Source organism: Actinokineospora iranica, from assembly GCF_900101685.1.
In the GTDB taxonomy this organism is placed as follows: domain Bacteria; phylum Actinomycetota; class Actinomycetes; order Mycobacteriales; family Pseudonocardiaceae; genus Actinokineospora; species Actinokineospora iranica.
Genome location: NZ_FMZZ01000001.1, coordinates 401,652 through 420,676, shown reverse-complemented (window position 1 = coordinate 420,676; position 19,025 = coordinate 401,652). Strand labels below are relative to the sequence as shown.

Genomic DNA, 19,025 nt, shown 5'->3' with positions numbered 1-19,025 from the left:
CGTCGGTGTGCGTTTCGTCTGGGGCGCTTCACAGATTGCTGAACGCGCTGACGAACACCTTCTCGATATCCGAGGTGTTCTGCTTCGCGTCATAGGACACCGCCCGCGAGTTCTCCGCGATCAGCCGCATCGTCTCGATATCCGCTTTCCGCCCGTAGGGGATGGTGAACACGCGCACGGAAGTCTCCTGCCTGCTCGCGTCGACCTTGGCCAGCAGCTCGGCCCGTGCCTGGTCGTTTCTCGGGGTGTTCTCCCCGTCGGACAGCAGCACGATGGCGTTGATTTTGGCCGGGTCCTGGGCGTCGGTCATCGCCTGGTGCGCGGCGGAGACGGTGTCGTACAGAGCGGTCTCCCCCTTGGCCGCCAAACCGTTGATCGTGTCGATAACCTGCTGCCGCACGTCCCCGACGCGGCCGATCGGGATTCGCTCGGTGTAGCCGGGGGAGGAGAAGGTCCACAGCCCGACTTCGTCCTCGATCCCCAACTGGGCGAGCCCTTTGACCGCCGCGGGCTTCATCCGTTCCAGCTTGCTCTGGGGCTTGTTTTCCAGGCTCTTGTTCGCCGGGTCGTCGGCGTCGTTCATCGAGCCGGACACGTCGAGGACCAGCAGCACTCTTGCCTTTTTCCGGGTCTCCTGGAACCCGGCCACCATCGCCTCCACCACGTCAGGGGCCGGGTTGGGGATCGGGGTGAGCGACTGGCGCGGGTCCACGCCGAGGTGGCGGCTGAGTTCGTCGGTCGGGTTCCGCGCGGCCGTGCCGTCGCGGAAGCCCGCCTTCCGGAGCGTGGCCCGCTGCGCCTCTTCGCCGAGGAACAGCCGGAAGTCCTCGGCGGCGGCCCGCTGTTCCTCGGTGGCCGAGGCCAGCACGATGTACGGGTGGTCGAACACGACCGTCCCGTCCTTCGGGTAGATCGTGGTGAGCTTGTTTTTCGGCAGCGCGCCCGGGTTGTCGAGCTTGTGCGGGTCGCCGTCGGGCACGCCCCGGTTGTACAGGTACGCCAATTGCTCCTGCAGCACGATCGCGCTGATGTAGGGGACGGGCTCCTGCTTGGCGTCTTCGGCGTAGAGAGTCTCCATGAACTTCGCCGCGTCGTCGCCGTAGCGCTCGACCGAGCTTTCGATGTTGTGGACGAAGGAGCGGACCCGGGCGTCGCGCACCGTGTCGACGGTGAGGCCGTTCTGCCCGGCGGCCACCGCCGCGCCGTGGAACGTCGCGATCGTCGCGCCGAGGCCGGACGAGGACAGCTCAGGGTTGTCCCGGCCGAGCTTGAACTTCCCCCATTCCGGGTGGCCCAGCGAACTCCAGCCGTCCGGGGCGGTGGCGAGGGTGAGCAGGTCCGCCCAGCCCGGGGCCGGGTTCTTCGCCCGCAGCGCGTCGGCCATCATCGACGGCATCGCCACCACGACCGGGCTGGACATCAGCGACGGGTTCGTCTGGGAGCGCACCACCGGGGACTTCGTCCGCGCCGCGAGCCTGCCCACCCACAGCGACGTGCTCGGCACCCACACCTGCGGCACCGGCGCCTTGGTGGTGTCCGCGTCCCAGGTGGTGGCCAGCGAGTCCATCGCGAGCCCGGAGGTCAGCCCGTGCACGGAGACCTTGGCGCAGCGGTTGCCCAGGATCAGCCTGCCCGTCCCGTTGTAGCGCTCGGCCATCTCGGCGAGCAGCTTGTCCTTCTCGGTGGACGAGCTCAACTCGACCGCCACGCACTCGCCCACCGCCTTCGGGGCGCTGTCCTCGGCGTCGTCCAGCGCGAAATACACGACCACGCTGGCCACGAGTCCCACGATGAGGCTCACGACCAGCGGGTTCGCGCCGCGTCGCGCCGGGGCCGGGTCGACCACGTGTCCTCCAAGAACCGTCGGTGGAAACAGCTGCCAGGATGTGCCGGACTAGTCACTCTCCGATGACTGATCGTCGGATTCGACCAAATCGTCAGTATCGAAGCTGAATCGAGACACGGTGCCCGCCCATCGGCGGTACGTGCCCGCGTCCGTTCGCAGGACGACCGCGCCGCCGATCCGCCGGAGCAGGTCCACCAGCGGGTCCCACGCGGGGTCGTCGGCGGCCAGGGCGGCGAGCACGTCGGTGATCGCCTGGTCGTCGGGGGTCTCGCGCAGCGCCAGCATCAGGGTCCGTGCCCGGTGCGGCGCCGTCACCGTCACCGCCAGCAGCACCAGCACCGCCTGATAGGCGCCCGCGCCGTGGCCCAGGTCGTCGCCGACGAACTCGTCCAACGCGTCCTCGGCGACGTCCGTGCGCACCAGCCGGTACAGGTTGACCAGCTTCTTCACCGCGCGCGGGGTGTCCAGCAGCGGGCGCAACCGCTTGACGAACGCGCGCTCCGCGTCGCGCAGCCGCAGCCGGTCCGGTGGGAGGCCATGCTGGGTCACCGGACCGCGCGGTGGCGCGGGCGCCTCCGGCTCGGGAGCGCGCTCGGGCGCGGCGGACACGCGGGCGGCGGCGGGTTCGCCGGTCCGCCGCGTGCTCGGCGCTTGCCGGTGGACGGTCAGCGTGCTCGACGGCGGCAGCAGCGCGTCGATCAGGGCGTCGGCCCCAGAACCCATGGGGCGCAACGCGAACGGGATCTGAAAGATCTTGTCCAGGTAATCCAGCGGCCGCGCGTCGTTGTCCTCGGCGTCGGCTCCCGGGAACAGCTCCCGCTGGTGCTGGGCGAGCGCCCGGCGCAGCCAGCGCGGGTCGACCGCGACGACCACGACGAACAGCGGCAGCGCGAGCAGCAGGTGCACGGCGGCCAGCACGTCGACCACCCGGTGCGGCGGGCAGCGGTCCAGGTCATCGATGTGCAGCACGATCCGCTCCAGCGGCCCGTCCGCCCGCTCGCCCGGCCGCCACTCGGCCAGCGCCTTGCGCATGTCGTCGCTGAGCGCGCGCAGATGCTCGTGCGCCTGACCCAGCACGCCCCGGTATTGCTCGAACCGCCCGGCCCGCACCGAGCGGATCAGCTCGTCCAGCCGCTCCGCCGGGTCCACCGCCGCCAACTCGGCCTGCGCCTTGGCGATCTCGGCGTCGAGGAGTTCCTTGCGCGCGGCGACCTTCTCGGTCAGCGAGCCGCGCGCGTCGGCCGCTGTCCGCCACGCTTCGGCCACCCACTTGACCACCGGCACGGCGGCGGCCACCACCGCGATCCCGGTCGCGACGAACGCCGCGAGCGCAGGCCCCCACAGGACCCAGGAGACAACGGCCGCGACGATCGCGACCGGCGGAATCCCCAACGCGACGGCGAGGCCGCCCCGGTCGCGGAGAACGGTGCGCTCACGCCACAGCAACCGCAGCAGCGCCGGGGAACGCAGCGTCGCCGCCAGGCCTTCGGTCCGCTTGACACGATCGAGTTCGGCCCCCAACTCGTCGCTGCGGCCGCGTAACTCCGTGAGCCGGGTCTTGGCGGCGGCGCGGGCCGCCGCGTCCGGCGAGTCGGCGGGCCGGTGGGCCAGGTTGGCGAAGAGGTGCTCCACCAGTCCGACCCACAGGTGGTCGTCGCTGTACTGCCAGGCGTTGAACGTCACTTGATGGACGTTCCCGACGTACGCGCCGTGCTCGGGGTTGTTGCGTGAAAGCTGGGCGAGAGTGTCCACCCGGCGGCGCAACTGGTGCAGGAAGCTGGACTTGCCCGACCCCCACGGCCCGAGCAGCGCGATCGACAGCGGCGGCACCGTCGCGCGGTCGGCGATGAGCGCGGCGAGCGTGTCGACGTCGCCCGCGAACCCGAGCAGGTCGTGCGCGCTGGCCTCGTCGTTGGTGACCCCGGCGCGCGGGCGCTCACGCGGCGGCCGGGTGAAGCCGGTCCCGGCGACCTGGTGTCCGGTGGCCAGGTCCCAGATCCGGATCGTGCCGTCGTCGCCGCCGCTGACCAGCCGCCGGTCGTCCGGGGCGACGAGCAGTGCCCGCACCCGGTCGACGTGCCCCTCCAGCACCATCGGCGCGTCCGGCTCGGCCATCGTCCAGACCCGGATGCCGCCGTCGGCGGCGCCAGCCGCGATCCGGCCGTCCGCGGTCGCGGTCACCGCATGAACGCTCGCGCCGTGCCCGGTCAGCGACTGTGGGACCGCCCCGTCCTCAGCGGCGAACACCCGGACGACTCCATCGGCGCACCCCGCGATGACCGACCCGTTCGGGGCGAAGGCGAGCGAGAGCGCCACCGCGTCGAGGGTGATCGCGGCGTCGGGGACGTACTGGCCGCCCACCCACCGCAGCACCCGCACCGCGCGGTCACGTCCGCTGGAGGCCAGCCGGTCGGCCTGGGGGCTGATCGCGACCGCCTGCACCCAGTCGTGTCGGCCGACTTCGCGGATCTCGCCTGTCCGCCCGGCCCGGATGGTGTCGTCCACACAGCCGATGACCAGCTGCCCATGGGCGGCATAGGCGGCGGTGTCCGCGTGCGGCAGGCGGCTTTCCTCCCGTGCGCCCTGCTCGACACCCGGCCGCCAGCGCCACTGCGTGCCGTCGGTGCAGAACCCGACGACGCCGTCATCGTCGCTGTCCAGCGCGCGGATCGCCGCCACCGGGCCGGTCAGCGTCGCCAGCGGCCTGCCGTCCTCGACGTTCCACACCCGCACCGCCAGGTCGTCCCCGCCGGTCACGAGCCGGCCGCCGTCGAGCAGCAGCGACCGGACGCCGCCCCCGTGCCCGGTCAGGGTGAGGGTGCGCGCGCCGGTGGCCACGTCGATGATCCCGACCCTGCGGTTCCCGCCCGCCGCCGCGATCCGCGTGGCGTCCATGGCCAGGGCGTGGATCCCGCCGGGTTCCACGGCGATGTCGACGGCTGTGTTCTCGGCGGGCCGCCAGTGCAGAAGCCTGCCGTCCTCGCCGGGGAAGACGACGAGTGACCCATCGGCGGACAACGCCACCGCCCGCACCGGCCCGGCCGTGCCCTGGAAGGTGTGCGTGACCTGGTTCCGTTCGGCGTTCCACACCCGGACCGCCCCGTCCGCCCCCGCCGAGGCCACGGTCCCGCCGTCAGCGCTGACCGCGACGGCGAGAACGCCGCCCGGATGGTCCGCGACCTTGTGCCGTGCTCCGACGGCGACGACCTCGCCGTTCTCCCCGCCAACGACAACTAGTCCACGCCCTGCCGACAGGGCGGTCGCCCCGCTGACGAGCCGGTTGGCATAGATGACTTGGTCATCGCTCCAGCCCCGGACTTCGCCGTTCGACTCGGCGAACCACACCTCGTCACCCCGGACGGCCGCGGCCGCCACCGGTTTCGACCACGGCTTGCGGACCAGCGTGCCGCCTGCGGTCCACGCACGCAGGCCGTCGACCCCGGCGGACACGATGTGCTCGCCCAGGAACGCGACCGCGCGCACGCCACCCGGGTGGGCGGCGATCACCAGCGGCGGCTCGTCCTCGGCCAGCGGCCAGACGCGCACCGTGCCGTCGTCGCCCCCGGTCACGGCACGAGTGCCGTCCGGGGACAGGGCGACGGCGCGGACGAGCCCCGGGTGGCCCGCGAACGGCTCGGCGTTGATCACCCGAGGCAGTATGCCGCGTCGGTCAGTGCTTGTCGGCGTGGTCGGAGAAGACGCGCACCGCTTCGTCCACCGCGGCCAGGCGCGCGACCCGGACCGCGTCGAACAGCGGGCGCAGCGCCTCGGCGCGCCTGCGGGCCGCCGACGAGGACAGGGCATTGCCCGGGGCGTCCTCGCCCGCCAGGTCCAGGATCGCGGAGACCTCGTTGGCGCGCTGCAGGACCCGCAGCGCGCGCGGCGGGGTGCCCTCCGGCCACGGCGCGGCCGAGCGGTGCGCGACGCGCGCGGTGATCTCCTCCCGCACCCCCGCCCGGTGCTTGGCCACCCCAAGCTCGGTCAGCACGCCCGCGGCGACCCGCATCGCGCCGGTCAGCTCGTGCTCGGCCTCGCCGAGGGGCACGTGCTCGGCTGCGGGCGCGTCGCCGATGTCGAAGACGGTCCACCGCAGCACACCGTCGGCGACCGGCTCCGGCACCAGCCCCAGCGGCGCGCCGTGCAGCACCACCGCCTCACCGGCGTGCAGGGCCGTCCCCGCGAACTCGCTGCGCCCGCCCAGCCCGCGCACGTCACCGGGGACGGGGAGCACCAGCCTGCCCCCGGTCACCTCGGCCCGGCGCACGGCCCCCAGCAGCGCGGCCACCTGGCCGCCAGCTTGCCCGCGCATCGGCACGTCGAGGGATTCGGCGGTCGCGGCGTCCACAGCGACCACATCGTGCAGTTCCGCCCAGTGGAGCAGTGCGTCCAGGACGTCGTCGGCGGCGGCGGATCCGTGCAACCAAGCCGAAACCCACACCGCGAATGTCGCACTCGGAGTTGACACGGGGACCGAGCGTACGCGACCCCCGCAAACCCGGTCGGGTCAGCTCCTGCCCGCGGGCCCCAGGGCGCGTTCGAGCAGGTCGCGGAACCGGTCGATGTCCTCGGTGCTGTCGAAGGCCCGACCGGGGATCGGGTGGAAGGCTCCGGAGTCGGCGCGCAGCACGAAGTTGCGCGGCGTCTCCGCCCAGCCCGCGAGATCGGCGAGGGTGATCTCGCTGTAGGCGGTGCCGTCGGCGGTCATCATCCTGACCATGCGTTCGTCCACGTCGGCGGTGACTGTCCGACCTGCCACGGGGTTGCGGCGGAAGGACAGGCGCACTCCTGCCGCTGGGAGCGCGGCGATCACCAGGGCGCAGGTGAGGCCGAAGATGCCCGGGGCGGTGAAGTCGAGGACCAGCAGGGCGGCGGAGAAGGCGCCGAAGGCGGCTGCGAACCAGGGAACCCAGCGGGCGAAGGGGACGGTTGCCCGGATTCCGTCCGCCCAGTCTGCTGGGGCTGGGTCCCAGCGCAGTCGGAGAGCCATGCTGCTCAACTTATCCGGTGGCTGGCTGTGGGGTCTGCTCGATGGGGTGGAGTGGTGTCGTCGGGCCCCTGCGAAGGAAGAACGCCGTGTGCAAGACGGGTGGGAAGCCTCGAACTCCGAGGAGTTGCAGCCGATGCATGATCCGGTTGCTCCTCGACGGCGACCCGATGCTCGGCCCGGCCGACACTTTCGAGCAGCGCGAATCGGTCTCCCTGGCCGTGCTGACCCTCATGGAGCGCCTGTCACCCCTCGAACGGGCCGTCTACCTCCTGCGCGAAGCGTTCTCCCACAGTCACGCCGAAATCGCCGAGATCCTCGACATCACCGAGTCCGCAAGCCAGCAGCACCTCCACCGGGCCCGGCACCGCATCGCCGCCGCGCGCCGCCGCGGCGAAGTCGACCCGGCATCCGCCCGCAGGATCGCCGAGGAATTCCTCGCCGCCGCCTCATCTGGCCGCACCGAACGGCTGGTGGCGCTGCTCACCGACGACGCGACCGCGATCTCCGACGGCGCAGGCCTGACCGAGGTGTTGCTGCGGTACGACGCTCCGCAGCGCATCGCCGCCGTGGCACGGGCCGGCCTCACACCCACACCCGCGAAACGGCGATTCATCGGCGGCACGCCGGCCGTCCACTACGCGCTCGTCAACCGCGGTCCCGCCATCCTCTTCGTGCTCGGCGACCGGGTCGTCGGCGCCGTGACGTTCGACATCGCAGGCGGCAAGATCGCATTCGTGCGCGGCATCGCCGCCCCCACCCGCTTGACCCGCCTCGCCGAAGCCTGGCGGCGGCACGAACCGGACGCACCCCTCATCACCCAGTGGTGACCCGCGGCCGACCGCGGCCAGGCGCAGTGCCCGTGCCGCGATGAACCCGCTCCCGGGTTTCGCACGCGCCACCAGTCGCGTGCGGACAGCGCAGCGGCTCACTGCCGTCACGCGCTGAGAGTCCTGCCAGTCACCAAGCCCGCACCTGCGGAGTGATCTGTCCTACACGCTGTCAGAACGTCCGTTCATGCGGTGTCTTGTGGTCGACCTTCCGGAAACGAGGGGAGACACCATGAGCAAGAACACCGAGGTGGTCGTGATCGGCGGTGGATACGCCGGTGTGATGGCGGCCAACCGTCTCACCCAGCGTCACGACGTGACCGTAACCCTGATCAACCCGCGCCCCACCTTCGTCCACCGAATCCGCCTGCACCAACTGGCGGCCGGGTCCGGCGACGCGGTCGTCGACTACCGAGATGTCCTGGCCGAGCGCGTCCGGCTGGTCGTCGACACCGCGACACGGATCGACGTGGCCGAGCGCGGCGTGGCGTTGGCGTCGGGCGGCACGGTTGGCTACGACTACCTGATCTACGCGGTCGGCAGTGGCAGCGCTGAACCGGGAGTGCCCGGAGGGACGGAGTTCGCCTACCCGATCGCCACCCTGGAGGAGGTGCGGCGGCTGCGTCCGGTCCTGGGCGCCGCACCCGCGACGGCCATGGTGACGGTTGTCGGTGCCGGGATGCTCGGCATCGAGGTCGCCGCTGAGTTGGCGGAGGCGGGCCGCACCGTGACGCTGGTATGCGGCGGGGTGCTCGGCCCGTACCTGCATCCTCGGGTTCGACGCTCGGTTGTGAAACGACTAGCCAAGCTCGGGGTGACGGTGCTCGGCGGCCCGGACGCGAAGGTGACGGCCCTGGCGCGCGATACCGTGCGGCTCGGTGGCGGCCGCGAGTTGCCGAGCGCGGTGACCATCTGGACCGCCGGGTTCGGTGTGCCGGACCTGGCCGTGCGTAGCGGGTTGAGCACCGACGCCGCCGGTCGCCTGCTCACCGACGAGACCTTGACCAGCGTGGACGACGAGCGCATCGTCGCGGCTGGGGACTCGGCGGCGCCGTCGGACCTGCCACTGCGGATGAGTTGCCAGGCCGCGAATCCGCTGGGCGCGCACGCCGCCGACACGGTGCTGGCCCGGATCGCCGGTGAGCAACCGGGACTGATCGAGGTGGGGTTCTTCGGCCTGTGCGTCAGCCTGGGGCGGCGCGTCGCCATCGTGCAGCTGGCCGCCAAGGACGACACCGCGAACAGGTTCTCCCTCGGTGGCCGCCTGGGCGGGAAGGTCAAGGAGAGCAGCTACACGGGCTTGATCGAACATCTGGCCCACGAAGCGCGCACGCCCGGTTGGTACACCTGGAAGTTCCGGGATGCCAAGCGCTGGCAGCGGCTGCAGACCGAGCGCGACAAGGCGCAGGCTCCGCGCTGAACGGGTACGTATCGATGGCCCGATCCGGTCGATCGTGAGCGGATCGGGGCTGTGTGCCGTGCGGCGAGAGGTGTCTCATTCTCGATCGCACCAAACCCGGCGGCTCGGCTCGGACGGCTACCAGTGAATGAGGACGTTGTGAATGTAAAGCGTGAAGGCGGCGGGCAACCGGGGGCCGGTCGTGACGGAGAGCATCCGGCTAGGGGCGACCACGCCACGGACCGGTCGACTGAGGTGTTCGTCGCCCACCGCAACCTGCTGTTCACCGTCGCCTACGAGATGCTCGGCTCGGCGGCCGACGCCGAGGACGTCCTGCAGGAGACCTGGCTGCGGTGGGTCGAGGCCGACGCGGGGCGGGTGCGCGACCAGCGCGCCTACCTGGTCCGGATCACGACCCGCCTGTCGCTCAACCGGCTGCGCACGCTGAAACGCCGCAGGGAGGCCTATGTCGGATCCTGGCTGCCGGAGCCGCTACTGACCGCGCCGGACGTGGCCGAGGACATCGAGCTCGCCGAGAGCGTATCGATGGCGCTCATGCTCGTCCTGGAGACACTGACGCCGACCGAGCGGGCCGTGTTCGTGCTGCGCGAGGCCTTCGGCATCGGCTACGACGAGATCGCGGCCGCCGTCGGCAAGACCCCCGCGGCCATCCACCAGATCGCCCACCGCGCCCGCCGCCACGTCGAAGCCCGCCAGCCGCGCCATGTGGTCACCCAGAGCCAGACCCGGGCCGCTCTGGCGGCGTTCCAGCGGGCGCTGGAAACCCGGGACCTTCAGGGTCTGCTCGATGTGCTCGCCCCCGAGGTCGTCGCCATCAGCGACGGCGGCGGCATCAAGCAGGCCGCGCCGCGGCCGATCACCGGCGCGGACAAGGTCGCCCGCTTCATCGTCGGCGGTCTCACCAAGACCGATGCCACGCTCACCGTTGGCCCGGCCGTGGTCAACGGCAGCCCGGCACTCGTTCTCCGCGTGAACGGCGAACTCGACGGTGTCATCGCGGTTCGCGTCGAGGACGCCCGCATCACCGGTCTCTACCACGTCCGCAACCCGGAGAAGCTGACCCGCGTCGAATCCGAAACCCCACTCACCCTGCGATGACACCGGTCGCGGACTGGCGCCCCTCAACCACGTCCGCGACCCGCAGAAGCTGACCCGCGCCGAATCCGAGGCCCCTCCGTTCACCCTGTGATGACCATCGGTGACGAAATGACACCGCGGCTCAGGCGGTGATGCGGGCAGTTCCTGTACCCGGCTGTGCACGTCAGCCCGCACCGCGACAACGGGTCTGGGCGTCTTTGTCGGGCTCCTGCCGAAGAGTCAGGGAGCCCGGCGCGCGGGATCGATCCTGGTGATGGTGCCGGTGGTCTTCAGAACTCGCCTGCGGGGGCAGGTGCGGACGGCAGGAGGCTCGGGTGGCCTTCGGGTGCGGCCGGCGGGTGGGGGATGACCTGCTTTGCGGGGCGTGGAGAGGGGTGGAGCGTGTCAGGATGCGGGTGTGAGCAAGCCCGCATGGTCCCGGTCCAGGTTGGAGCGGGTCGCGGAGAGTTCCACGGCTACGACACTGGAGTTGTTCTTCGACCTGGTGTTCGTGTTCGCGTTGACGCAGGTTACGGCGTTGATGGCGGACGATCCGACGCGGAGCAGTTTGGCGCGTGGCGCGTTGCTGCTGGCGGTCGTGTGGTGGTGTTGGGTTGGGTATTCGTGGTTGTCCAACCTTGTCAAAGCCGATGAGGGTCGTGCGCGCACGGCGATGTTGGGTGCGATGGCGGCCATGTTCCTCATCGCGATCGCTATTCCTGAGGCGTTTCACGACCTTGACGGTGGGTTGTCGGGGCCGGTGGTGTTCGCGTTCTGCTATTTCGTGGTGCGGGCGGTGCACCTGCTGTTGTTCTGGATCGCGGCGGCGCGTGATCCTGGGTTGCGGGTGCAGTTGGTGAAGTTCGGGGTGACGATGCTCGGCGACGCTGTTGCTCCTGGTCGCCTCCCAGACCAGTGGGACCGCGCAGACGTTGCTGTGGGTCGCGGCGGTGGTGGCTGACTACGGGGGGACGTTCGCCATCGGGGCGCGGGGTGGCGGCTCAACTCGGCTCGGCACTTCGCGGAGCGGCATGGGTTGATTGTGATCATCGCGCTGGGGGAGTCGATCGTGGCCATCGGGGTCGGGGTGCATCACCTGGCGATTTCCTGGCCGATCATTGTGGCGGCTGTTTTGGGGCTTACCGTTTCCGCGTGCTTGTGGTGGCGTATTTCGACACCCATGCGCTCATCGCTGAACGGGCGCTTGCCCGGGCCACTGGGGTCGCGCGGACGCGGTTGGCGCGGTCGGCGTTCTCGTTTCTGCATCTGCCGCTGATCGTGGGGGTGGTGATGCTGGCGCTGGGGCTCAAGAAGGTGCTCGGGTATGTCGGCGGCGCTGACGGGCACACCGCCGCCGACCATCTGCACGGGCCGCCCTTGTGGGAGCTGTTCGGGGGCACGGCGCTCTATCTGGTCGCCCACGCCGCCATCTCCTGGCGGTGCGCCCGCACCGTCAAGGTTCAGCGACTGGTGCTCGGGGCTGTTCTGGTCGCGATCACCCCGCTGATGGCGCTGGTGTCCGCGCTCGCCGCCGAGGAGCACGAAGAGCCAGCCGAGGGCAGCCACCGGCTGGCGTGAGGGCCCCTGGAGTCCACTCCACATCGACCGGTCGCCGGAATCTGCGTAACGTCGAGGAGTGACCGTTGTGAACATGCCCCCCGCCACCGCGCCCCGCACCGTCGGTGAGCTTCGCGCCCAAGGCCACGCGCCCAAGGCCGTCAAGGCCGAGATTCGGGACAACCTGCTGGCCGCCCTGCGCGCGGGGCGCGATCCGTGGCCGGGGATCGTGGGGTTCGGGCAGACCGTGCTGCCCCAGCTGGAGCGGGCGCTGCTCGCCGGGCACGACATCGTGTTGTTGGGGGAGCGCGGGCAGGGCAAGACCCGGCTGCTGCGGACCCTGGTGGGTCTGCTGGACGAGTGGAGCCCGGTCATCGAGGGCTCCGAGCTTGGGGAGCACCCGCTGGAGCCGATCACGCCGCGCTCGCTGCGGCTGGCCGAGGAACTGGGGGACGCGCTGCCGGTGGCCTGGCGGCACCGGTCCGAGCGCTACAGCGAGAAGCTGGCCACCCCGGACACCTCCGTCGGCGACCTGATCGGCGACGTCGACCCGGTGAAGGTCGCAGAGGGCCGCGCCCTTGGCGACCCTGAGACCATCCACTTCGGACTCGTCCCGCGCGCGCACCGGGGCATCGTCGCGGTCAACGAGCTGCCTGACCTCGCCGAGCGCATCCAGGTCGCGCTGCTCAACGTGATGGAGGAACGCGACATCCAGGTGCGCGGCTACACGTTGCGGCTGCCGCTGGAAGTGTTGCTGGTGGCCACAGCCAACCCCGAGGACTACACCAACCGCGGCCGGATCATCACCCCGCTCAAGGACCGCTTCGGCGCCGAGATCCGCACGCACTACCCGCGCAGCGTCGCCGCGGAGGTCGACGTGGTGCGGCAGGAGGCGGACCTGGTGGCCGAGGTCGGCGACCCGCTGCTGGAGGTGCTGGCCCGATTCGTGCGCAACCTGCGTGACTCATCGGCGATCGACCAGCGCTCCGGTGTGTCCGCCCGCTTCGCCGTGGCCGCGGCGGAGACCGTCGGCGCGGCCGCGCTGCGGCGCGCTGCGCTGATCGGCGAGGACCCGGCGGTGGCCCGGCCCATCGACCTGGAGTCGGTGCCCGCGGTGCTGCGCGGCAAGCTGGAGTTCGAGTCCGGCGAGGAAGGCCGGGAGACCGAGCACCTGACCCACCTGCTGCGCCGCGCGGTCGCCGAGACCGCCCGCGACCGGTTCGCCGGGCTCGACCTGGGGCCGCTGGTCGACGCGGTGGTCGACGGCCACCTGGTCGCCACCGGTGAGCGGGTGCCCGGCGCGGAGGTGCTGGCGGCGCTGCCGGAACTGCCGGTGCTGCACGAGGTCGCCGCCCGCCTGGACGTGAAGGCCACCGACTCGCCCGGCCGGATCGCCGCCGCGGTCGAACTGGCCCTGGAGTACCTGTACCTGAGCCGCAAACTCGCCAAGGACTCGTCCGACACCGCGGGAACGGCGGTGTACGGGCCATGACCGCGGACCGGTACCGCTACGGGCCCTGGCACGACGGCCCCGACCCGCTCGCGCCGCCGATCGACCTGCGCGAGGCGTTGGAGGCGCTGGGCCGGGACGTGATGGAGGGCTCGTCGCCGCGCGCGGCGCTGGAGGAACTGCTGCGCCGCGGCACCCGGGGCACGGCCGGGCTCGACGAGCTGACCCGGCGGCTGTGGGAGCGGCGGTCCCGCATCCAGCGCAGGCACAACCTCGACGGCACCCTCGGCGAGGTCCGCGAGCTGCTCGACCGCGCGCTGGCGGCCGAGCGGACCGCGCTGTTCCCCGACCCGTCCGACGACGCCCGGTTCCGCGAGGCCCAGCTCGACGCGCTGCCGCCCGGCACGGCCGCGGCGGTGCGGGAGCTCGCCGAGTACGACTGGCGTTCCCCGGAGGCCAGGGCGGCCTACGAAGAGATCCGCGACAAGCTCGGCCAAGAGCTGATGGAGTCCCGGTTCCAGGGCATGAAGCAGGCCCTGAACCAGATGCGGCCAGAGGACACCGAGCGCATCCGCGCGATGATGGCCGACCTCAACGAGTTGCTGCTCGCGCACCTGCGCGGCGACGACACGAAAGACCGGTTCGACCGCTTCATGCGCAAGCACGGCGAGTTCTTCCCGGAGAACCCCCGCACGGTCGAGGAGCTGATCGACGCGCTGGCCGCCCGCGCGGCCGCGGCGCAGCGGATGATGAACTCGATGAGCGCCCAGCAGCGCGCCGAGCTTTCCGAGCTGATGGCCAACGCGTTCGGCGATCCCCGGCTGGCCGAGCAGGTCGCCACCCTGGACGCGAACCTGCGGGCGCTGCGGCCGGGGGAGGACTGGACGTCCTCGGCCCGGTTCCGCGGCCAGGACCCGCTCGGCCTCGGCGAGGGCGCGCAGGCCATGGCCGACCTGGCCGAGCTGGACGCCCTGGCAGAGCAGCTGGCCCAGTCCTACCCGGGCGCCCGGCTGGAGGACATCGATCTCGAGGCGCTGCAACGCCAACTCGGCGACGAGGCGACCGTCGACGCCCGCAGGCTGGCCGAGCTGGAGCGCGAGCTGCGCGCGCAGAACCTGCTCGAACGCGGCCCTGACGGCTCGCTGCACCTGTCGCCCAAGGCTTTGCGCCGCCTCGGCGAGAACGCTCTGTCCGATGTGGTCGGCGCCCTGCGCTCCCGCCGGGGCGAACGCGACACCGCCCACGCGGGCGCCGCCGGGGAGCCGACGGGGGCCACCCGCGCCTGGGCCTTCGGCGACACCGAGCCATGGGACGTCTCCCGCACCGTGCGCAACGCGGTGCTGCGCACGGCTTCCGCGGGCGCAGGCGCGGTGCGCATCGACGTGTCCGATGTGGAGGTCGTGGAGACCGAGCGGCGGGCGCGGGCCGCGGTGGCCCTGTGCGTCGACACCTCCTGGTCGATGGTCCAGGATGACCGCTGGGTCCCGATGAAGCGCACGGCGCTGGCCCTGCACCACCTGATCAGCACCCGCTTCCGCACCGACGAGCTGGCGCTCATCACCTTCGGCAGGCACGCGTCCACAGTGGACATCGAGCGGCTGACCGCGCTGGAGGGCGTCTGGGAGCAGGGCACCAACCTGCACCACGCCCTGCTGCTGGCGGGCAGGCACCTGCGGCGCAACCCCGACGCCCGCCCCGTCGTCCTGATCGTCACCGACGGCGAGCCCACCGCCCACCTGGAACCAGACGGCGAGGCCGTCTTCAACTACCCCCCGACCCACCGCACCCTGCGCAAAACCCTGGCCGAAGTCGACGCCCTGGCCAAACTCGGCGCCTCGGTGACGGTTTTCATGCTCGGCGACAACCCCAGCCTGGCCGCCTTCGTCGACCTCGTCGCCAAACGCGGCGGCGGCCGAGTCGTCGCCCCCGACCTCGACGGCCTCGGCAGCGCCGTGGTCGGCGACTACCTCCGCACCAGGAGATCGCGCTAGGCGGCGGTCTGTCGATTGGCAGGGCACCATCTCGCCCTACGTGCTGTGGCCTGCCCGCCTCCAGCGCGCCGTAGCGGACTGTCGGCAGGCCACGGGGTCGGAAGCGGGCTCTGCCGTCGCTCCCACAGACCGCAGGGCAGCCGCTGGCCGGATCATCGCGCGGGTGAGCACACCCGCCACTGCCCGGCCTCCAGGACCAGCGGGTAAGTCCGCCGGTCGGTGCGGCTGGTGGAGCTGCTGGTGGCCAGCACCGTGAACGTGGGCGGGTCGGTGTTCTCCTCCACCCGTTCCAGGGTCATGCGGGGGTCGCCGCGCAGGTACAGCTCCCGTTCGCGGCCCTGGTCGCGTTCGCACAGGACGTGGCTCAGGGCGGCGGTGTCGGCGACGTTCACCGCGTCCACGAACTCGCGCACCGTCAGGCCCGGGGCGTCGGATTCCATGCGGAAGAACAGGTATCCGCCGACCGCGGCCGCCGCGACGAGGGCGGCCGCGGCCGTGAGGGCCTGCCACCGGCGTCGCCGGGGACGGGGGACGGGGCGGGTCGTGGGGGTGGGGCGGGCGCGCACCAGGCCCTGGTCGCCCGGCCAGGTCGCTTCCGGGGGTGGGACGCGGCGCTCGTTGAACTCCCGGCCCTCGTGGCGGACCAGGGTCGTCCACGCCTGCCCGTCCCAGTAGCGCTTCTCCACGCGCCGCTCCGGGTCGGGCTGCCAGCCCGGGGCGAGCACCTTCTCCACCTCGGCCAGCAGCGACGGCGGCAAGCCGGGGCGCGCCCGCAGCCGCACCAGCAGCCCCCACACGGCGGGCCGCTCGTGCTCGTCGCGCAGCCTGCCGCGCAACTCGTCGAAGATCTCCCGCAGGTCGGTCTGGTCGAGCCCGGGGTCGGCCAGCCGCTCGCGCAGCGGGTCGAGGTAGGGGACCGGCGGGTCCGGGGGCAGCGGATCGGGCAGCGGCGGCGCGGCGGGCAGCGACATCAGCGCTCGCCGCAGCTTCGTCAGCCGCTCCGGCCCGGCCAGGCCCGCCGGGTCGAACACCGGGGCGTCCTCCGCGTCCGGTGGCAGCGGCGCGGGCCGCACCGGGACCAGCAGCACCGGCCTGCGCAGTGCCCGCGCGTACCGGAGTTGGGCCAGGCAGCCGGGGGAGCGCACCGACGACGGGGAGACCAGCAGCACGAACACCGCGCAGCGCTGGAGGCGCTGGAGCACGCTTTCCCACCACCGGGGGCCGACCGGCTCGCCGCGGTCGAGCACCACCTGCCTGCCCAACTGCGCCAGGTCGGCGCGCAGCCGGGCCGCGGCGTCGCGATCAGGCACCGAGTGGCTGACGAACACGTGCATGGTTCAACTCCGCGGTCAGCGGCCGACGGCGCCCGCACCGATGTCGCGCACTCGCCACCCGCCATCCTCGTCGGTGGTCGGGAACCACAACAGTACAGATCGACTGCCCGCCGTGTGTGCCGCCGAAACCGTGAATCCGGATCACCGGACCTGCGTCGACAGCGCAGGCGCGCGGCGTGTCCGCCCGCGTCCGTTTCCGAAGTGCAGGCCGGTGGCTCGATCATGCCGCCAGGTTGCTCAGTCGCACAAGGTTTTTCGCCGCGTGGTCGCGAGCGCCGGACAGCTTTCCGACCCGCCCGTCGGAAAGCGGACCGCGCGGGCCGTAGGATCGCCTGCCTGGAAGCGTGCTCGCGTCGGGCTATCGCACCTGGTCGCCCGGCGAGCGGCGTCGCCTCGCCGAACGGCCCGTCGAGGTGGGGCGCCGCCTGCCCGGAGGGCGGCTCTGTCCGAAGTGGACTCAGCGTCGTGCGCGGCGGACAGTGGTTCCAGGACCGCGGTTTCATGAACCTCGGTGACAAAGAACAGTCCTGACCAGACCGGTGGAGGTGAGCCCGTGGACGACGCGGTCGCCGAGTTGCGCGAACAGTTCCGCGGCCCGCTGCCCGCCGCCGTCGAGTCGCTCGACCCGGCCGCGGCCCGCGATCTCGCCGCGGCGCTGCGGTCCGCGCGCCGCCGCCAGCGCGCCGAGTTGACCTCGGCCACCGACGAGTCCCTGCGCGCGCTGCCCCGGCCCTTGCGCGTCCTGGTGCGCCGGGTGATCGGCCTGTGAGCCCGCGCGCGGAGATCGCCAAGCTGGCCCGGCTGCTCGGCGAGGACCCCGAGCGGTTCGGCTACCTGGCGGACGTGCCCGAGGCCGATCTGCGCCGCGTCCGCGAACGGGCAACCGACGTGCTGTTCGGCGCCGACCGGGCGGTGTTCGAGCGGATCGCGGCGGCCAGCAGGCTCGTGCCCGCCGCGCTCACCGCGGCCATCGCGCAGCGGTCGTTCGGGCCGACGCTGTGCGCGCGGGTCGCGGCTGTGCTCGAGCCCGACCGCGCGCTCGACCTCGCGGGCAGGCTGTCGACCGGGTTCCTCGCCGACGTCGCCGCCCGGCTCGACCCCCGGCGGGTGGGCGCGGTGCTGACCCGGCTGCCCCCGGAGATGATCACCGAGGTCGCCCGCGAGTTGGCAGGCCGCGGCGACCACATCGCCATGGGCCAGTTCGTCGACAAGCTCTCCGCCGAGGCGCTGCGGGTGGTCGTCGCCACGCTGGACGAGGAGAACCTGTTGCGCGGCGCGGTGTTCAGCGAAAGCCAGGACCGCTTTCCCGCCCTGTTCGCCCAGATCGCCGACGACCGGCTGCCCGCGGTGGCGTCCGCGATGGCCACCGCGGACGACGAGTTCGCCCACGAGATCCTGCCGCTGCTCGCCTGCCTCGACACCGCGGGCATGACCCGCCTGGCGGCCGCCGTCGGCGACCTACCCGGCCCACCGCGCGCCCGGCTCGCCGCGGTGGCCGCCGCCACGGGTGTCCTGGACCGCCTCGGCCCGCTGTCCGCCGCGCTGGCCGACCGCTGATCACGCCGCGCCGAGGTGGCCCGCCAGGAAGTCCAGGGCGGCCGGGAGGCCGCTGGTCCAGTACGACCACTCGTGCGCGCCCTCCCGGGACAGGAACCGGTGCGGCACGCCCTTGCGGGTCAGCGCCAGGTGCAGGTCGACGTTGCCCTCGAAGAGGTCGTCGTAGGCGCCGCAGTCGAGGAAGTACGGGGCGCGGGACAGGTCCGCCGCCGGAGCGCGGTTGACGGTGTCGACCAGGTTCCAGTGGCGATAGCGCTCGTTGAGCCGGTCCGCGCCGACCAGGTTCGCGCCGATCATGCGCGAGTAGCGCCAGTTGTACCCGGCCATGTCGAGCGCGACGAGTTGCTCGTCGGTGCGGTGCCCGACGCTGAAGGCGAAGGCGGCGGCGAACATGCCGGGATTGCGGAAAGCGAAGGACAGCGCCCCGAACCCGCCCATCGACAGCCCGCCGATCGCGCGCGGGGCCGCGCCGCCCACCTGGTGCGCGGACTCGATGTTCGGGACGAACTCCTTGACGAACATGTCCGCGTAGGGGAAGGACCCCGTGGCGTCGTTGACGTAGTACCCCAGCGGCTGGTTCACCGACGGCTTGGACGTGTCCGGCCGCGCGTCGGGCATCACCACCGCCATCGGCGGGAGTCTGCGGCGCACGATGGCGCGGTCGAGGATGTCGGCGGCCCGGCCCGCCCGCAGCCACTCGGTGTTGTCCCCGCTCGCGCCGTGCAGCAGGTAGAGGACGGGCAGGCCGCGCGCCGAGATGTGGCCGGGCGGGAGATAGAGCGAGTAGAGCACGTCCGTGCCGAGCAGCTGGCTGCGCATCCGCAGGTTCTCCCGGACCCGCCCGCCCGCGGTCGCCCGCGCGGGGCTCACGCCCAACAGGACGGCCGACGCGGCGGTGGCGGCCGACAGCAGGGTCCGGCGGTTCATCGGCGCTCCCTCGGTGCGGATCACGGCACGCCGTGGCGTCGGGCGATGACGC

General features: G+C 72.2%; 13 protein-coding genes and 1 pseudogene. 8 read left to right on the top strand and 6 right to left on the bottom strand.

The features are described from left to right. Positions 1-28: 28 nt before the first annotated feature. From BLS56_RS01930 to BLS56_RS01915, 4 genes are read right to left on the bottom strand one after another with little or no spacing between them, the layout of a single operon-like run. Entirely contained in the window at positions 29-1,846 is a 1,818-nt protein-coding gene (locus BLS56_RS01930) for a VWA domain-containing protein (protein WP_091447519.1), read from the bottom strand. A 48-nt stretch (positions 1,847-1,894) separates the two neighbouring features. Beyond that, the gene (locus tag BLS56_RS01925; RefSeq protein WP_091447516.1) at positions 1,895-5,494 is read right to left on the bottom strand and encodes a P-loop NTPase fold protein; all 3,600 of its coding nucleotides are present in this window, start codon (positions 5,492-5,494) and stop codon (positions 1,895-1,897) included. Between the two features lie 22 nt (positions 5,495-5,516). Then, positions 5,517-6,311 (bottom strand): hypothetical protein, encoded by a 795-nt coding sequence (locus tag BLS56_RS01920; protein WP_091447514.1) that lies wholly within the window; start codon positions 6,309-6,311, stop codon positions 5,517-5,519. A gap of 39 nt (positions 6,312-6,350) precedes the next feature. Next, on the bottom strand, positions 6,351-6,833 hold the full coding sequence (locus BLS56_RS01915; RefSeq protein ID WP_091447511.1) for a YcxB family protein: 483 nt from the start codon (positions 6,831-6,833) through the stop codon (positions 6,351-6,353). Between the two features lie 146 nt (positions 6,834-6,979). Between BLS56_RS01915 and BLS56_RS01910 the strand changes: the two genes are divergently transcribed. The 6 genes and pseudogenes from BLS56_RS01910 to BLS56_RS01880 all read left to right on the top strand — a co-directional run bounded on the left by BLS56_RS01910 (position 6,980) and on the right by BLS56_RS01880 (position 15,155). Continuing rightward, a complete protein-coding gene (locus BLS56_RS01910; protein WP_228771277.1) occupies positions 6,980-7,660 on the top strand; it encodes a sigma factor-like helix-turn-helix DNA-binding protein in 681 nt (226 codons plus the stop codon). A gap of 232 nt (positions 7,661-7,892) precedes the next feature. Beyond that, positions 7,893-9,080, top strand: coding sequence for an NAD(P)/FAD-dependent oxidoreductase (locus tag BLS56_RS01905; RefSeq protein ID WP_091447509.1), 1,188 nt, complete (start codon positions 7,893-7,895; stop codon positions 9,078-9,080). A gap of 138 nt (positions 9,081-9,218) precedes the next feature. Beyond that, positions 9,219-10,178: an RNA polymerase sigma-70 factor gene (locus BLS56_RS01900; protein WP_091447507.1), complete on the top strand. Its 960-nt coding sequence runs from the start codon at positions 9,219-9,221 to the stop codon at positions 10,176-10,178. 364 nt (positions 10,179-10,542) lie between these two features. Then, positions 10,543-11,735: pseudogene (locus tag BLS56_RS32955) on the top strand (low temperature requirement protein A). Between the two features lie 73 nt (positions 11,736-11,808). Then, positions 11,809-13,206: an ATP-binding protein gene (locus BLS56_RS01885; RefSeq protein WP_091448712.1), complete on the top strand. Its 1,398-nt coding sequence runs from the start codon at positions 11,809-11,811 to the stop codon at positions 13,204-13,206. Next, complete coding sequence (locus BLS56_RS01880) at positions 13,203-15,155, top strand: vWA domain-containing protein (protein ID WP_091447502.1); 1,953 nt, start codon at positions 13,203-13,205, stop codon at positions 15,153-15,155. The genes BLS56_RS01885 and BLS56_RS01880 overlap by 4 nt, the downstream gene beginning before the upstream one ends. Before the next feature lie 152 nt (positions 15,156-15,307). Here BLS56_RS01880 and BLS56_RS01875 read toward each other — a convergent pair whose 3' ends face one another. Further along, a complete protein-coding gene (locus tag BLS56_RS01875) occupies positions 15,308-16,489 on the bottom strand; it encodes a toll/interleukin-1 receptor domain-containing protein (protein ID WP_091447500.1) in 1,182 nt (393 codons plus the stop codon). A 553-nt stretch (positions 16,490-17,042) separates the two neighbouring features. Between BLS56_RS01875 and BLS56_RS01870 the strand changes: the two genes are divergently transcribed. Together BLS56_RS01870 and BLS56_RS01865 are read left to right on the top strand one after the other, a co-directional pair. Further along, positions 17,043-17,258: a hypothetical protein gene (locus BLS56_RS01870; RefSeq protein ID WP_091447499.1), complete on the top strand. Its 216-nt coding sequence runs from the start codon at positions 17,043-17,045 to the stop codon at positions 17,256-17,258. Beyond that, the gene (locus BLS56_RS01865; protein ID WP_091447498.1) at positions 17,255-18,046 is read left to right on the top strand and encodes a hypothetical protein; all 792 of its coding nucleotides are present in this window, start codon (positions 17,255-17,257) and stop codon (positions 18,044-18,046) included. Before BLS56_RS01870 ends, BLS56_RS01865 begins: the two co-directional genes overlap by 4 nt. Here BLS56_RS01865 and BLS56_RS01860 read toward each other — a convergent pair whose 3' ends face one another. Continuing rightward, on the bottom strand, positions 18,047-18,973 hold the full coding sequence (locus BLS56_RS01860) for an alpha/beta hydrolase (protein ID WP_091447495.1): 927 nt from the start codon (positions 18,971-18,973) through the stop codon (positions 18,047-18,049). Between the last annotated feature and the right edge of the window lie 52 nt (positions 18,974-19,025).

Coding starts and splice junctions, on each gene's coding strand:
- BLS56_RS01885 (WP_091448712.1), top strand. CDS start 11,809: ATGCCCCCCGCCACCGCGCCCCGCACCGTCGGTGAGCTTCGCGCCCAA.
- BLS56_RS01875 (WP_091447500.1), bottom strand. CDS start 16,489: ATGCACGTGTTCGTCAGCCACTCGGTGCCTGATCGCGACGCCGCGGCC.
- BLS56_RS01860 (WP_091447495.1), bottom strand. CDS start 18,973: ATGAACCGCCGGACCCTGCTGTCGGCCGCCACCGCCGCGTCGGCCGTC.
- BLS56_RS01915 (WP_091447511.1), bottom strand. CDS start 6,833: ATGGCTCTCCGACTGCGCTGGGACCCAGCCCCAGCAGACTGGGCGGAC.
- BLS56_RS01905 (WP_091447509.1), top strand. CDS start 7,893: ATGAGCAAGAACACCGAGGTGGTCGTGATCGGCGGTGGATACGCCGGT.
- BLS56_RS01880 (WP_091447502.1), top strand. CDS start 13,203: ATGACCGCGGACCGGTACCGCTACGGGCCCTGGCACGACGGCCCCGAC.